The following is a 15,246-nucleotide window of genomic DNA, read 5'->3' on the forward strand; positions in this document are numbered from 1 at the left end:
TCCCACTTCAGTGAGAAAACGACGGTTGCAGAAAACCGACTAAGGCTTATTGAGCGTCTTTATGCAATCGAGCCGCGAACCTTTTCGTAGGCAGCGCCGACCTTGTACAGACGATCGTCACCGTGGCGCGGAGCCATAATCTGCAGGCCTACCGGCAGGCCGGTGTCTTCAGCCAGGCCCGACGGCACGGACATGCCACACATGCCGGCCAGGTTGAGCGGCAGAGTACACAGGTCGAACATGTACATGCTCAGCGGGTCGTCAACCTTCTCGCCCAACTTAAACGCAGTGGTCGGAGTGGTCGGCGAGATCAGGACATCTACCTGTTCGAAGGCCCGCTCGAAGTCCTGCTGAATCAGGGTACGGACGCGCTGTGCCTGGATGTAGTAGGCATCGTAGTAACCGACCGATAGCGCGTAGGTACCAATGATGATGCGTCGCTTAACCTCATCGCCGAAACCAGCGGCACGGGTCATAGCCATGACCTCATCGGCCGAGTGCGAACCGTCATCACCAACACGCTGGCCGTAACGCATGCCGTCGAAACGAGCCAGGTTGGAGCTGACCTCACACGGCAGAATCAGGTAGTACGCGCTCAGTGCGTGGTCGAAGTTCGGGCAATCGACCTCGACCACCTCTGCGCCAGCTTCCTTAAGCTTGTCGACGGCCTCGTGGAAGCTGTCCAGTACGCCGGCCTGGTAACCCTCGGTGCGGTCGAACTGCTTGACGATGCCGACCTTAACCCCCGTGAGGTCACCGGTAGCACCTTCCTTGGCAGCAGCAACCACATCGGCAATCGGCTGCTCCGTGGAAGTCGAGTCATTCTCGTCGTGACCAGCAATGATTTCGTGCAGCAGCGCGGTGTCCAGAACGGTTCGCGCGGTCGGCCCACCCTGATCCAACGAGGAGGCGCAAGCGACCAGGCCGTAGCGGGATACCGTGCCATAGGTCGGCTTCACGCCGACCGTTGCGGTCAGAGCTGCTGGCTGACGAATCGAGCCACCGGTGTCAGTACCGATAGCCAGCGGAGCCATACCGGAGGCCAGCGCCGCGGAAGAGCCACCACCGGAACCGCCTGCGGTGCGCTCAACATCCCACGGGTTGTGAGTCGGGCCGTAAGCGGAGTTTTCAGTCGACGAGCCCATGGCGAACTCATCCATGTTGGTCTTACCCAGAATTGGGATGCCAGCTGCACGCAGCTTGGCAGTAACCGTTGCGTCGTAAGGGCTCATGTAGCCCTCGAGCATCTTGGAAGCGCAGGTGGTCGGCGCATCGGTGGTAGTGAAGACATCCTTCAGCGCCAGCGGAACACCGGCCAGCGCGGAGGCCGGCTCCTCGCCAGCATCCAGCGACTCATCGACCTTGCGAGCTGCAGCCAGGGCCTCTTCGGCACCGACGTGCAGGAATGCGTGAATGTCCTCATCAATTGCCGCGATACGGTCGAGGAACGCCTGGGTGACCTCTACCGAGGTCAGCTCACGAGCGTGAATCTTCTGTGCGAGCTCAAAAGCGCTCAGCCCCAGAATCGGGTCCTCAGCAACAGCGGCATGCAGGTTCGGGTTAGCTGCAATCATTTCTTCCACGTACTCCTACTCGCCGAGAATCTGGGGAACTTCGAAGCGCTGGCGGTCCTGCGACGGCGCCTGGTCCAGCGCCTGCTCCGCAGTCAGCGTCGGCTTGACGACGTCCTCGCGCATCACACCGGACAGCGAAGAGGGGTGACTCATCGGTTCAACATCATCCGCAGCCACCTTTTGAACGGCCTGGACGTGGTTAATAATGCCGTCGATCTGACCGGCGAACTCGTCGAGTTCCGCGTCAGTCAGAGCCAGACGGGACAATCGCGCTAGGTGGGCGACCTCATCGCGTGAGATAGCTGGCACGCTAGTACCCCTTTCATTTCTTCGTACGAAGCTAGTGCACAGAAGTTTAGTTGAAACTGATTTTGAACCGCGCGAGCGGGCTGTACTTGCCAACAGTAGTCGTTGTCGCCAAGTAGTTGTCCGCAGGGTCTTACATTTCAAAGGTTTACCCTGTAGCCTAAATCACTACTTCTATAGTTACACCGCAAGCATCACTATCAATTATTCGAAAGGTTGTGCACACAGCCATGAGTTACCTCCTTCGCATCCAGCTTCCCGACGAACCAGGCGCACTTGGCTACGTCGCGGCTGCCCTGGGCGAAGTAGAAGGTGATATTCGCAGTGTCGATGTCGTAGATTACGGCGCTAATGGCGTTGTTGTTGACGACATCGTGGTTGACCTGCCCATGGGCCTGCTACCAGACACACTGATTACAGCGGCTCAGTCCATTAGCGGAGTGGAAGTCGATTCAATTAGGCCTTTCTCCGGCTCGGTTGACCGCCGCGGACAGATTGCACTGCTGGCCAAGTTCTCACAGCACACGAAGAACTTGGATCGTGCCCTCGGAGATGTCGTCGACGGCCTGCCTCAGACTATGACTGCCGGCTGGGCTATCGTCCTCGGCGAACAGAGCGATGGCCGCTGGGTACGTCGCGCTTCCTCTACCGCTGCTCCAGAGGATAACGGCCGGACTCTGCCGGAAGCCCCAATTGACTCGCCGCGAAACCTGGATCCGGACGAGGAAACGTGGCTGCCGGAGGACTGGACAGTTATGGACTCCTCCATTGCCGCCACTCCGATGGGCAAGGGCCTCGTTCTCGTTATTGGCCGGCCCGGCGGGCCGGACTTCCTACCAAGTGAGGTTGAGCACTTGGGCCGGATTGGCACGATTGTCGGCGCAATCATCGACTAGCAGCGGCTAATGGGCTGCCCTCTTCTGAGGGCAGCCCCCTTCCGCTCGAAGCTCTTACCCTAAGGCTCCTCCCCTATGGAGCGCAGTGATTCACGCTTAGCGGTAAAGTCTGGAACTGATACCAGTCAATAAGGAGCTTCTTTGATGTCGAACTTGAGTGACCTCGTCGGATCCCACATTCGTGCCGAGTCCGGCCGTGTCCCCCAGTCGTCCACTGAGATGGAATTCTGGTCCGGTCTGTCACGGGTTGTTGTCGATAACCTAGCGGACAACTGGCAGCGCACCACGGAGGCATACGCTGCTACCCGCCAGCAGCACTACTTCTCCGCCGAGTTCCTCATGGGTCGCGCCCTGCTGAATAACCTGCTCAATGCAGGTCTGGTGGATGAGGCCTCTGCTGCCGTGAAAAAGTACGGCAAGAATCTGACAGACGTGCTCGAGGCTGAACACGACGCCGCTCTCGGTAACGGTGGCCTGGGTCGTCTGGCCGCCTGCTTCCTGGATTCCTGTGCCACGCAGAATCTGCCGGTGACCGGTTATGGCATCCTCTACCGCTACGGTCTGTTCAAGCAGACCTTCGAAGATGGCTTCCAGGATGAGCACCCGGACCCGTGGATGGAAGAGGGCTACCCCTTCGTCATTCGTCGCGAGGAACTGTCCAAGATTGTCACCTTTGATGACTTGGTGGTGCGCGCTGTTCCATATGACATGCCAATTACCGGCTACGGCACCGATAACGTCGGCACGCTGCGCCTGTGGCACTCGGAGCCGATGCGTGAGTTCGACTATGACGCCTTCAACTCGCAGCGCTTCACCGACGCCATTGTCGAACGGGAGCGCGTCCATGACCTGTGCCGCGTGCTCTACCCGAATGACTCGACCTATGACGGCAAGGTCCTGCGTGTCCGCCAGCAGTACTTCTTCGTCTCCGCTTCGCTGCAGACGATGATCGATTCTTACATCGAGAATCACGGCGAGGACCTGCGCGATTTCCACAAGTACAACTCCATTCAGCTCAATGACACCCACCCGGTGCTCGCGATCCCAGAGCTGATGCGTCTGCTCCTGGATGAGCACGATATGAGCTGGGACGACGCCTGGAACGTCGTGTCCAACACCTTCGCCTACACCAACCACACCGTTCTGGCAGAAGCGTTGGAGACCTGGGAATACTCCATTTTTGACCGTCTCTTCGGCCGCGTTCTGGAGATCACCCGTGAGATCGACCGCCGCTTCCGCGAAGACCTCGCGGAGCGCGGCTTCGACCAGGGCAAGATTGACTACATGGCGCCGATTTCCCACGGGCGTATCCACATGGCATGGATTGCCTGCTACGCCGCGTACTCCATCAACGGTGTTGCCGCTCTGCACACGGAAATCATTAAGCGCGAAACGTTGAAGGACTGGCACGATATCTGGCCGGAGCGCTTCAACAACAAGACCAACGGAGTCACCCCGCGCCGCTGGCTCAACCAGTGCAACCCGCGCCTGTCGGCACTGCTGACTCGCCTGTCGGGTTCGGACGCCTGGGTCACCGACCTGGACAAGCTCGCTGAGCTCGAAAAGTTTGCTGACGACGAGGCCGTGTTGCGTGAGATTCTCGACATCAAGCACGAGAACAAGAAGGACTTCGCCACCTGGCTGGAACACCGCCAGGGTATTTCGGTGAACCCGGACGCCATCTTCGATACCCAGATTAAGCGTCTGCACGAGTACAAGCGCCAGCTTCTCAACGCGCTCTACATCCTCGATCTCTACTACCGCATCAAGGAAGACCCAGCGCTGGACGTGCCACCGCGCGTGTTCATCTTCGGTGCCAAGGCCGCCCCAGGCTACGTTCGCGCGAAGGCCATCATTAAGTTCATCAACGCTATCGCGGACAAGGTCAATAACGATCCGGACATGGACGGTCGCCTGCAGGTCGCTTTCGTTGAGAATTACAACGTCACCCCGGCAGAGCACATCATCCCGGCCACCGACGTCTCCGAGCAGATTTCCACTGCCGGTAAGGAGGCTTCGGGTACCTCGAACATGAAGTTCATGATGAACGGCGCACTGACGCTGGGCACCATGGACGGCGCAAACGTCGAAATCGTCGACGCCGCCGGCGAAGAGAACGCCTACATCTTCGGTGCGCTGGAAGAGGAGCTGCCGGAGCTGCGTCGCACCTACAGCCCGCGTGGCACTTACGAAACGGTGCCGGGTCTCAAGCGCGCGGTCGATTCGCTTGTCGACGGCACTTTTGCTGACGGTGGCAGCGGAATGTTCCACGACCTGCACTTCTCGCTGCTGGAGTCCAACGGGTACGAGCCAGCCGATGTCTACTACGTCCTCGGCGACTTCGCTGACTACCGCGAGACCCGCGACCGCATGGCCGAGGACTACCGCGACGAGCTGGCGTGGGCCAAGAAGTGCTTCCTGAACATCATCCGTTCGGGCCGCTTCTCCTCCGACCGCACTATCCGCGATTACGCCAATGAGGTCTGGAAGCTGGAAGAGACCAAGATTTAGGCCCGGCTGGGTCAAATCCTGGCTGGGCCAAGCCCCAGCTAGGCCTGACCAGTTTCCAGCAACCGCTTGAACCCATCCTCGTCGAGGATGGGCAAGCCCAGTTCCTCGGCCTTTGTGGCCTTGGAACCGGCGTTTTCGCCAACCACCACGTAGTCGGTCTTCTTCGACACCGACCCTGCGGCCTTACCGCCACGGGAGATAATGGCTTCCTTCGCGCTGTCGCGAGTGAAGTCCTCCAAAGAGCCGGTGACTACCACGGTCAATCCCTCTAGCACCTGATCTGGACGATCGGCGACCTCATCGGCCATACGCACACCGGCAGCTTCCCAGCGCTCGACAACCTCGCGGTGCCAGTCCACCTCGAACCAGTCAGCCACGGAATCGCCGATGATCTCGCCAATGCCATCGATGGCCGAAATCTCCTCGCGGCTCGCAGCGCGCAGCGCCTCCATCGAGCCGAACTTCTGTGCCAAGGTCCGCGCCACTGTTGGACCCACATGACGAATGGACAGGCTGACCAATACGCGCCACAGCTCTTTATCCTTAGCTGCCTCGATGTTGGCCAACAGTTTCTTACCATTGGCGTTCAGGGTTTTCCGCGAAGCCGTAGTGTAGACCTCAGTGCCGAGCAAATCTTCCTCGGTGAGGTCGAAGAGGCGGGACTCGTCGGCAAGCACGCCGCGATGAATCAAATCGGCAGCGCCCCTCTCCCCCAGGTTTTCGATATCGAACCCGGAGCGGGAGGCGAGGAATTCAATTCGACGCCGCAGCTGACCTGGACAGTAGCGGGTATTGGGGCAACGCCAATCGGCATCGCTGTCCTTTGCCGGAGCCAAACGAGTACCGCACTCGGGGCAGAGAGTCGGGTAAATGTACTTTCGCTCGCTACCATCTCGGAGATCGGCTACGGGGCCGAGTACCTCTGGAATCACGTCACCGGCCTTGCGGATGGTCACACGGTCCCCGATGAGCACACCCTTTCGGTGCACCTCGGAAGGGTTGTGTAGCGTCGCCATCTCGACAGTTGACCCGGCCACGAAGACCGGCTTCATCACGGCATATGGCGTCGCACGACCAGTTCGGCCGATGGAGACTCGAATGTCCAGCAGGTCCGTGGTGACCTCTTCTGGCGGATACTTGTAGGCAATCGCCCAGCGCGGCGCCCGCGAGGTCGCGCCCAACGCGCGCTGCTCGGAAAGGGAGTCAACCTTGACCACAAGCCCGTCCATCTCGTGGATGGCGTCGTGGCGGTGCTCGCCCCAGTACTGCATCTGCTTAACGACGTCATCCGCGGAATGAACCTGCTTTGTATACGGCGACACGTGGAAACCCCACTCGTCCAAGGCACGATATGCCTCGTGCTGGGACTGTGGACGCCAGCCCTCGATATGACCAATTCCATGGCAAATCATGGACAACCGGCGCTTGGCCACTTCTGCAACATCCTTCTGTCGCAGGGAACCGGCGGCGGCGTTACGGGGGTTGGCAAACGGCTTCTGACCCGCTTCGACGCGATCGGCGTTGATGCGTTCGAACTCTTCCAACGAGATAAAGACTTCACCACGCACCTCGAGCACGTCGGGGATGTTCTCGCCGCTGATTTCATGCGGAATATCTTCGATAGTGCGCGCATTGGCGGTGACGTTCTCCCCCACGCGGCCGTCTCCGCGGGTGGCCGCCCGGACAAGGCGGCCATTCTCATAGACCAGATCGATAGACAGGCCATCGATTTTCAGCTCGGTCAGATACGTGCTGGCCGGGGTGCGGGCCAGCCAGCCGCGCAACTCCTGCTCATCGAAAACATTGTCCAAGCTGTAAAGGCGTTCGAGGTGCTCAACAGGCTCGAACACTTCCCCGTCGGCAGGCGTGTCGACCTGCGCACCGACCTGCTGCGTGGGGCTGTCCGGCACCACCAGATCGGGCCACTGCTCCTCTAACCGCTGCAGTTGACGGAACATCTCGTCGTATTCAGCATCGGAGATAACCGGCTGCGCGGTGTAGTACAGCGCAGCGTTTTCACGAATGCGAGTTGCTAGATCTTGCCACTTCTCCCGGACGTCCGCCGGCGCTGGCTCGGAGGCGGGGGCGCTGGAAAACGAAGACAAATCGGAGGTTGACAGGTCGGAGTTCTCATCGGTCGAGGAAGTCACGTCGCTCATTCTATGTCATTGCCCGGATGCGCCGGAGGACACGGAAATTCTCTTGACCTTGTTCCTGCCCCTCAGCGAATCCGCACTCTCCGCTACAGTTGAGACATGCATAATTTCGATCCGCGACGCATGCTCGCGTTTGATCTGGAGACTACCGGCACGGATCCTCGCACCTGCAAGATTGTCACTTCCGCACTGGTCCGACTGACTGAGCAGGGCAAAGATTCCACCATCATGCTCGCTAATCCCGGTGTCGAAATTCCACAAGCTGCGTCTGATGTGCATGGCATCACCACTGAAAAAGCTCGCGCGGAGGGGCGCCCGCACGATGAAGTGCTAGCGGATACCATTGCCGGCCTTCGAGCTGCCTGGCGCGATGGTCTGACCGTAGTGGCCTATAACGCGGCTTATGATCTGACGGTACTGCGCTCGCAGGATCCCAGTTTTACTGTTGACGGCCTCGTCGTCGACCCCTTTGTGCTGGATAATTACGTCGACCCAGAACGTCGTGAAAAACGCACTTTGACTGATGTCTCCCGCCATTATCAGGTGCGCCTGGACGGGGCACATGATGCCACCGAAGATGCTCTGGCGGCTGCGCGCATCGCATGGGTGATGGCGCGCCACTACCGGGAGCTAACCGAAAAATCAGGGGAAGAGCTGATGGAGCTGCAGGCCGTCGCGTACTACCAGTACAAGAAGAACCTGCAGCAGTACCTGACCGAAAAGGGTAAGGATACGTCGGACTTCACCTTCGGGTGGCCGATGGACTGAGCAGCGACCCCTTCACCCTCCCCGGCTCTCCCAATATCCAGAGTTTTGTGATTATCCAACGGAAACCGAATATCCAAATTTCGGCGGGATATCCAAGTTATCCAAGTCGATGTGGATTATCCATTGCTATGATTGATGCGTGACCACTCGCAGCGACAAGGCCATCTCCATCCCACGCAATCCTTTCCACCCCACATTCGGCCGATCCCCGGCCATCATCGGTGGGCGCGATGTCGAGCTGGACTCGTTTGAGCTGGCTCTGGCGGAAGGCCCCGGTAATCCCTGGCGAACCGCGCTAATTTCCGGTACCCGCGGAATCGGCAAGACGGTACTTCTCAACGAGTTTGAAGCCGCAGCAAAGCAACTGGGATGGATTGTGCTGCGTGCTCACATCGGCTCTGAAATGATTTCTGAGCTCACCGATGTCACCATTCCGCGCGCTTTCAGTGCCATTGACAGTGCACCGACGGGCAAGGGCCGTCACCTCACCGGCCTGTCCATCGCCGGCATTGGCGGGTTTAAGACGGAAGTCAGCACTTCTCAGCCCGAGCCCGGCAGGAATCTGCTCAGCCAACTTCAGGATCTCTCGGCTCTCCTCATGCCACAGGGATCCGGCATCTTGCTCACTCTCGACGAGGTGCAAAGTGCAGAACCCGCACAGCTCAACGAAATTGCCCATGCAATCCAGGACCTAAATCGCGACGATGCGGAGATTGCCTTTGTCGCAGCCGGGCTGCCCAGCGGTATCGAAGACTTGCTCCAGCTAGAGGGCGCAACATTCTTACGCCGTGCCGAACGCGTGTCTCTGGGCCGATTGGACGTGGAGACCACCAAGGACATCATTCGCAGAACTGCAGAACTCGGCGAACGCGCGATGACCGAGGATGCCGTCGAGCTGGCCGCTGAACTCAGCCACGGCTACCCGTATCTCATACAGACCATTGGCTCAGTCGCTTGGGCGAAGGCCAGGTTGGCCCACTCGGACACCATTACCGCTCAGCATGTCTCGGATGCCGCAGCGGAATCCATCCGCCGCATCGGGCTGCAAGTTCATGCGCCCAGCCTGCGGAAAGTGTCACCTCGCCAGATTGATTTTCTCAAAGCGATGGCGCGCCTCTCCCCCAATGGAAAGCCCGTGGCCACGAGCGTCATCGCAGAGACCATGGGACGCAAACTCTCTGGCATCTCACAGCTTCGCCATGACCTGATTTACCGTGAGCTGATTGTGTCAGCGTCGACGGGATACGTGGAATTCACACTTCCCTACTTCGCGGACTACCTCAATACGCTGGTGGAATAAGGTCGCTATTCGTCGCGAGCCAAGTCACCGGCTGCCCGACGAAGAAGCTCCGTGGCATTGCGGCCTGCGCCGAGTTGCGCCTGTGCTTCTTCATTGGAGCTGGCAGCAAAGCCGCCCATCGGCGCCAGATTCAGGCTCTCAGCAATCTGTAGGCGCGAATAGCCCAGCTCATCCCAGAACAGCGCTGCTTGCTCAGCGAGTGCTCGAGCCGGTGTCGCCACCGGGACGCCCGTGTGCTCTTCTCGCTCCGTGACCGTCACTGGCACAATACCCAGCTCCAGGGACATATCGGCACCGACCACGGCAGCCGCAAAATCCAGTTGCTGCGTGGTGGTCAGTTCTTTGCGAGGTAGCCACACTCCGGCCGCACCGGAATCCGCCAAGGCCTGAACAGCCAGGCCATCGGGGCTCGACAGCGCGATGGTCACTTCGATTTCGTCGTCACGCAGCGGCCCTGTGACTTCGAGGAAGATCTCCGCGATCTCGCGGTGCCCCTGGGCGGGGAGATAACCCGCGTTGCCCATCAGCATGGACGGGGCCTTGATTTTGCCCTGTACGACTGCGCCGAGTGCGGGTTCTGCCAGAAGTACTTCGATGTCGCTGTCGAAACGCCGACGGACATCGGCGATGTGGGAAGCCAATCCCGCGGCCAACGACTGCGCGAAGTACTTCACGGCGCCGCGGTCAACGGCGATGAGATGGCCTGCGGCATTTTCCACCGAAGTCGCCATCGTCCATGGGCCGAGAGCGGTCAGGCGAATTTTCTGCGGGGTGCGTCCCCACGCTTCCTCGCACGCGTCGATGTCTCGGTGGAGATAATCAGTGGCCAAGGCACTCGCGCGACCACGACGGTCGGCGACTTTCCAGGAGCGCGCTCCCCTGTCGACGACGAGGTCAGCCATGAGGGCGGCCGTGCGACCGACGGCATCGGCGCCGAACCCACGGGCGGGCAACGTCGGTAGCGTGAGGTGACCTTCCAGGCATTCGCCAATGACAATCTCTGCCGCCTCGTGTGGATTGCGGCCCGGCATCGGGCCAAGGCCGACAAAGGAGGTCACGACAAGTCCTCTTCACGGGCGGTCGAGACAATCGTGCCGGAGCCCAGCACGTAGTCGCCCGCAGTGTCAGTGTGGTACAAAACAGCGGCCTGACCAGGCGCGACACCACGAAGCGGATCGCTCAGGTGCAGCCGGAAGGCGCCACCGCGTCCGGTGACGTCATCGTCAGGTCCTGCCAGCACTTCAATGCGGCAGTCGATGGGGCGACCGTGCGCACGCACCTGCACCTGCAGCTTGCCGGCCTCCGAGGCAGCGAGTACCTCATCCGGGTTGGCCAGCCAGATGGCACGGTCGGCCTCGAGCACGTTGACATTCAAGTCCGCAGCCGTGCCGATTGTCACCGTGCCGGTCTCTGCATCAATGCCGGTGACATAGCGCGGCTTGCCATCCGGCATCGGCCCCGCCAGGCCAATCCCCTTGCGCTGACCAATGGTGAAACCGTAGACACCGTCGTGCTCAGCGACGGTGTCGCCAGTTTCCTTATCCACAATGGTGCCCGGGCGACGGCCAATCTTCGCGCCCAGGAACGCCTTGGTATTGCCATCCGGGATGAAGCAGATGTCGTAAGAGTCCGGCTTGTTGGCAGTGCCTAGTCCCATCCCGCGGGCTTCTTCACGAATCTCTGGCTTCTCGGTGTTTCCTACCGGGAACATCGAGCGCTGCAGCTGCTCGCGATCCAGCACGCCCAGGACATAGGACTGGTCCTTCTTCGCATCGCGGCCGCGGCGCAACAGGCCGTCGTCGCCAAGCAAAGCGTAGTGCCCCGTGACCACAGCGTCGAAGCCGAGCGCGATGCCGCGCTCTAGTAGAGCGGCGAACTTGATGCGTTCATTGCAGCGCAGGCATGGGTTCGGCGTCTCGCCGCGCTCGTAGGAGTCGTAGAAGTCATCCATGACCTCTTCCTTGAAGCGCTCGGAGAAATCCCAGACGTAGAAAGGAATGCCCAGCTCATCGCAGACGCGGCGGGCATCGCCGGAGTCCTCTAGCGAACAGCAGCCGCGGGATCCAGCGCGAACGGACTGCGGATCTTTCGACAGCGCCAAGTGCACGCCGACGACCTCGTGACCTGCGGCCAATGCACGCGCCGCAGCCACGGAAGAATCCACACCACCGCTCATTGCTGCAAGAACTCGCATTGCGTTGCAACCTTTCCCCTCTAGATTTTGTGCACGTGTCACCGTACCACCACGGGGCAAAAACTAAGCCATGCCCGCACGCCGCGCCCGCTCGACCGTTTCCGGCAGCGCCGAAATGACGGCGTCGACATCCGCCTGCGTCGAGGTGTACCCCAGCGTAAAACGAATCGACGACCGCGCTTCCGGCTCCGAAACGCCCATCGCCATCAGCACGTGCGAGGGACGGTTAACGCCCGCGCTACATGCCGATCCCGTAGAGCAGTCAATTCCCGCCGCATCGAACAGCATGATCAAACTATCGGCCTCCGCGCCCGGGAAGCTAGCGTAGACGTGCCCCGGCAAAGCGAGCTCGCTGGTGTGGATAATCGCACCGTCGATGTGCACGATTGCCCTGATGAGCTGCTGCGTCAGACCGCGGATTCGTTCATTGTCCGTCGCCATCGCGTCCACCGCCGCGCGCAGTCCTGCCGCCATGCCCGCCGCCGACGCCACGTCCTGCGTGCCCGAACGCAGTCCGCGTTCCTGCCCGCCGCCGTTGTTATGCGGGGTAAGTTTCGCTTCACGACGAACAAGCAGCGCCCCAATCCCACGGGGACCGCCGAACTTGTGCGCGGAGATGGCCATTGTAGTGGCGCCACTTGCGTGGAAATCAATTGGCAGATGTCCGGCTGCCTGCACAGCATCGATATGGAAAGGCACGCGAGCCTCCTTCGCCCGCTTGGCAATCTCCTCCACCGGCTGGATGGTGCCGGTCTCATTGTTCGCCCACATGCACGTCACCAGCGCGGTGTTCTGCCGACTAATCTCCGGGAACTGCACCATGTCAACGCGACCATCAGCACCTACAGGAGCCTCAACAATCTTGGCCCAGTGTTCCTTTTCCAGATGGTGACATGTCTTCAACACTGCATCGTGCTCGATTGGTGGAACCACAATGTCCGAGCCAGAGGCCTTGAAGTACAGGCCTGAAATCGCTAGATTGTCGGCCTCAGTTCCACCGGAAGTAAAAACTACCTCGATGGGATCGGCACCGAGCAGCTCTGCAATTTCTTCTCGGGACTCTTCCAGAACCTTTTTCGCAATGCGTGCGGTGGCGTACTGCCCCGAGGGGTTGGCCAGACCTAGGTTCTCGACCATTGCCGTGCGCGCTTCTGGGCGCAATGGTGTAGTCGCGGCATGATCCACAAAGTGACGGGTCTTCGCAGCAGACTTCATTTCACTCTTCTCGTCCGGAGCGGCAACGATGTGGTCATTAAGCATGCAGGCAGTATAACGCTGCGTGCGCCTTATGCTCACTATCCGCCATAGTTAAACCTCACTGTCTGCACGAACAGATGAGTAGGACCAAAAAAATGCTCGGAGCGGGAACAGACAGGAAATCTGTGCCCACCCCGAGCGGGTAGTTGCTAGCCGAGTTGACTCTCGGCCAGCAGCCTTACGCAACTAGCAGCCTTAAGGCAAGTGCGTATTACTTCAGGTTCTCGATAGCCTGCGGGACAACGTCGAACAGGTCACCGACGACACCGAAGTCAGCAATCTCGAACAGCGGAGCCTCTTCGTCCTTGTTGACCACAACGATGGTCTTGGAGGTCTGCATACCTGCCTTGTGCTGGATAGCACCGGAAATACCCAGAGCAACGTAGAGGTCCGGGGAAACGGTCTTACCGGTCTGGCCAACCTGGAACTGACCCGGGTAGTAGCCAGCGTCAACAGCAGCACGGGAAGCACCAACAGCTGCGCCGAGAACGTCTGCCAGCGGCTCAACAACGTTCTTGAAGCCATCCTCGGATGCGACACCGCGGCCACCGGAAACAACCAGCTTAGCCTCGGTCAGCTCCGGACGGTCGCCGCCCTCAGCCGGCGCAAAGGAAACGATCTCGACAGCGTTGTTGCCGATCTCTGGGAATGCAATCTCGGTAACGTCAGCGGAACCGGACTTCTCCTCCGGGTCAACGGAGCCCGGACGCAGAGCGTAGACCGGGGATGCGCCGTAGCCGACACCGTCAACGATGTACTCGCCACCGAAGATGGAGTACTTAACGGAAGCGTCATCGTTGATAGCAACAACGTCGGACAGCAGACCGGAACCGGTCAGCGCAGCGACGCGGCCAGCGATTTCCTTGCCGGTTGCGGAAGCGGAAACCAGCACCGGAACCTCACGCTCGGAGGCCAGGCCGACGAGAACGTCAACCTCAGGGGTGATCAGGTACTTGTCGGCATCGTCGGACTCAGCAGCGAGAATCTCGCCAGCGCCGTAGGAGGCCAGGGTGTCTGCGAAGCCAGCAGCGGTACCCGGGGTACCCACGACAACTGCGGCCGGGGTGCCGAATGCGGAAGCAGCGGTCAGCAGTTCAGCGGTGGTGTTCTTCAGCTCGCCATTTGCGTGCTCGACGAGAACGAGGACGTCGGTCATAGTGATCTTTCTCCTACTTGTATCTCTATTTGTCTTCTATTCGCGTCAAGCGCCTTAGATGAACTTCTGGGCCTTGAGGTACTCGGCCAGCTTGGCGCCGCCGTCTCCCTCATCGTTAATGCGCTCACCAGCGGTCTTAGCCGGCTTCGGAGTGGAGCCAGTGACACCGGTAGCAGCGTTTTCGAGACCAACCTGCTCTGCCTCAGCAGCAACATCGTCCAGAGTCAGCTCGGTGACCGGCTTCTTCTTAGCGGCCATGATGCCCTTGAAGGATGCGAAGCGCGGGCTATTAGCCTTCTCAGTGACGGAGACGACTGCCGGCAGGGATGCCTTGAGCTGGTAGATACCGTCTTCGACCTCACGCTCACCGGTGATGGAGTCACCTTCGATAGCGACAGAGCGCAGGTGAGTCAGAACCGGCAGGTCGCGGTAGACACCGAGGATAGCCGGGACGGAGCCGGTGCCACCGTCAGTGGAGGCATTGCCGGTGACGATGAGGTCAACATCCTCGAGAGTGTCGATGACGTTGGACAGAGCCCATGCGGTCTGAACAGCGTCGGAACCTTCAAGTGCGTCGTCCGAAAGAATGACGGCGTCGTCTGCACCCATGGACAGAGCCTTGCGCAGTGCCTCGATGGCACGATCCGGGCCAACAGTTGCGACGGTAACGTTTCCGCCGTGCTCTTCCTTCAGCTGCAGGGCAGCCTCAACAGCGTTCTCATTAATTTCGTCGAGAACTGCGTCTGCAGACTCACGATCGAGGACAAACTTGTCATCGGTGAGCTTACGCTCGGACCAGGTGTCCGGAACCTGCTTGACCAGAACCACGATGTTCGGCATTTTTCTGTCGTCCTTACTGGTTGATTACTGGTGAACGTTTATCTGACCTTACTTCGCAAGCCGCCTCACAATAAAGTGAACCAGGCCACGCTCTAGGTCGTCTGTGTTGAAGATAACAGAACCTGTCGCCAATGCGAAGGTGATCCAGATAACAATGTCGTTATTTTTTTAAATTTTTTTCTACACCACGAGCACAGCCCGCCCGCCAACATGCTATTTCCGCATGTCAGACGTTAATAGTACGCAATCAACTGCAGCTGTCTCCGCAGTATTCGCCAACAGCAAACA

The 15,246-nt window shown here is 59.7% G+C and carries 12 protein-coding genes; 4 read left to right on the forward strand and 8 right to left on the reverse strand.

What is annotated here, in order from left to right; all coding sequences use genetic code 11:
• Window positions 1–59: 59 nt before the first annotated feature.
• Both gatA and gatC read right to left on the reverse strand, forming a co-directional pair.
• Window positions 60–1,574: an Asp-tRNA(Asn)/Glu-tRNA(Gln) amidotransferase subunit GatA gene (gene gatA / locus HMPREF2681_RS08245; protein WP_049172086.1), complete on the reverse strand. Its 1,515-nt coding sequence runs from the start codon at window positions 1,572–1,574 to the stop codon at window positions 60–62.
• A 15-nt stretch (window positions 1,575–1,589) separates the two neighbouring features.
• The gene (gene gatC / locus HMPREF2681_RS08250) at window positions 1,590–1,883 is read right to left on the reverse strand and encodes an Asp-tRNA(Asn)/Glu-tRNA(Gln) amidotransferase subunit GatC (RefSeq protein WP_005509328.1); all 294 of its coding nucleotides are present in this window, start codon (window positions 1,881–1,883) and stop codon (window positions 1,590–1,592) included.
• 227 nt (window positions 1,884–2,110) lie between these two features.
• Between gatC and HMPREF2681_RS08255 the strand changes: the two genes are divergently transcribed.
• Window positions 2,111–2,776, forward strand: coding sequence for an ACT domain-containing protein (locus HMPREF2681_RS08255; protein ID WP_048735304.1), 666 nt, complete (start codon window positions 2,111–2,113; stop codon window positions 2,774–2,776).
• A gap of 144 nt (window positions 2,777–2,920) precedes the next feature.
• Window positions 2,921–5,287 carry a glycogen/starch/alpha-glucan phosphorylase gene (locus HMPREF2681_RS08260; protein WP_070546736.1) on the forward strand — a complete coding sequence of 789 codons (2,367 nt, stop codon included), beginning with the start codon at window positions 2,921–2,923 and terminating at the stop codon, window positions 5,285–5,287.
• Between the two features lie 38 nt (window positions 5,288–5,325).
• Here the strand turns inward: HMPREF2681_RS08260 and ligA are convergent, their stop codons facing one another.
• A complete protein-coding gene (gene ligA / locus HMPREF2681_RS08265) occupies window positions 5,326–7,446 on the reverse strand; it encodes an NAD-dependent DNA ligase LigA (protein WP_141744765.1) in 2,121 nt (706 codons plus the stop codon).
• 96 nt (window positions 7,447–7,542) lie between these two features.
• On the opposite strand from ligA, the gene HMPREF2681_RS08270 reads away from it, so the two are divergent.
• Window positions 7,543–8,211, forward strand: a complete 669-nt coding sequence (locus tag HMPREF2681_RS08270; RefSeq protein WP_069358819.1) for a 3'-5' exonuclease — start codon at window positions 7,543–7,545, stop codon at window positions 8,209–8,211.
• Between the two features lie 139 nt (window positions 8,212–8,350).
• Window positions 8,351–9,511, forward strand: a complete 1,161-nt coding sequence (locus HMPREF2681_RS08275; RefSeq protein ID WP_048735292.1) for an ATP-binding protein — start codon at window positions 8,351–8,353, stop codon at window positions 9,509–9,511.
• 5 nt (window positions 9,512–9,516) lie between these two features.
• Here HMPREF2681_RS08275 and HMPREF2681_RS08280 read toward each other — a convergent pair whose 3' ends face one another.
• From HMPREF2681_RS08280 to HMPREF2681_RS08300, 5 genes are all read right to left on the reverse strand, one after another.
• Window positions 9,517–10,569, reverse strand: coding sequence for a uroporphyrinogen decarboxylase/cobalamine-independent methonine synthase family protein (locus HMPREF2681_RS08280; RefSeq protein WP_048735289.1), 1,053 nt, complete (start codon window positions 10,567–10,569; stop codon window positions 9,517–9,519).
• The gene (gene mnmA / locus HMPREF2681_RS08285; RefSeq protein WP_048735286.1) at window positions 10,566–11,705 is read right to left on the reverse strand and encodes a tRNA 2-thiouridine(34) synthase MnmA; all 1,140 of its coding nucleotides are present in this window, start codon (window positions 11,703–11,705) and stop codon (window positions 10,566–10,568) included. Before mnmA ends, HMPREF2681_RS08280 begins: the two co-directional genes overlap by 4 nt.
• A 63-nt stretch (window positions 11,706–11,768) precedes the next feature.
• Window positions 11,769–12,920, reverse strand: coding sequence for a cysteine desulfurase family protein (locus tag HMPREF2681_RS08290; protein WP_048735387.1), 1,152 nt, complete (start codon window positions 12,918–12,920; stop codon window positions 11,769–11,771).
• Window positions 12,921–13,173: 253 nt separating this feature from the next.
• A complete protein-coding gene (locus HMPREF2681_RS08295; protein WP_016422471.1) occupies window positions 13,174–14,118 on the reverse strand; it encodes an electron transfer flavoprotein subunit alpha/FixB family protein in 945 nt (314 codons plus the stop codon).
• A gap of 54 nt (window positions 14,119–14,172) precedes the next feature.
• The gene (locus HMPREF2681_RS08300) at window positions 14,173–14,958 is read right to left on the reverse strand and encodes an electron transfer flavoprotein subunit beta/FixA family protein (RefSeq protein WP_048735284.1); all 786 of its coding nucleotides are present in this window, start codon (window positions 14,956–14,958) and stop codon (window positions 14,173–14,175) included.
• Window positions 14,959–15,246: the final 288 nt, after the last annotated feature.

The organism is Corynebacterium sp. HMSC064H12 (assembly GCF_001809925.1).
Classification (GTDB): Bacteria; Actinomycetota; Actinomycetes; order Mycobacteriales; family Mycobacteriaceae; genus Corynebacterium; species Corynebacterium jeikeium_D.

Coding starts and splice junctions, on each gene's coding strand:
- HMPREF2681_RS08260 (WP_070546736.1), top strand. CDS start 2,921: ATGTCGAACTTGAGTGACCTCGTCGGATCCCACATTCGTGCCGAGTCC.
- HMPREF2681_RS08255 (WP_048735304.1), top strand. CDS start 2,111: ATGAGTTACCTCCTTCGCATCCAGCTTCCCGACGAACCAGGCGCACTT.
- HMPREF2681_RS08290 (WP_048735387.1), bottom strand. CDS start 12,920: ATGAAGTCTGCTGCGAAGACCCGTCACTTTGTGGATCATGCCGCGACT.
- gatA (WP_049172086.1), bottom strand. CDS start 1,574: ATGATTGCAGCTAACCCGAACCTGCATGCCGCTGTTGCTGAGGACCCG.
- mnmA (WP_048735286.1), bottom strand. CDS start 11,705: ATGCGAGTTCTTGCAGCAATGAGCGGTGGTGTGGATTCTTCCGTGGCT.
- HMPREF2681_RS08300 (WP_048735284.1), bottom strand. CDS start 14,958: ATGCCGAACATCGTGGTTCTGGTCAAGCAGGTTCCGGACACCTGGTCC.
- HMPREF2681_RS08295 (WP_016422471.1), bottom strand. CDS start 14,118: ATGACCGACGTCCTCGTTCTCGTCGAGCACGCAAATGGCGAGCTGAAG.
- ligA (WP_141744765.1), bottom strand. CDS start 7,446: ATGAGCGACGTGACTTCCTCGACCGATGAGAACTCCGACCTGTCAACC.
- HMPREF2681_RS08270 (WP_069358819.1), top strand. CDS start 7,543: ATGCATAATTTCGATCCGCGACGCATGCTCGCGTTTGATCTGGAGACT.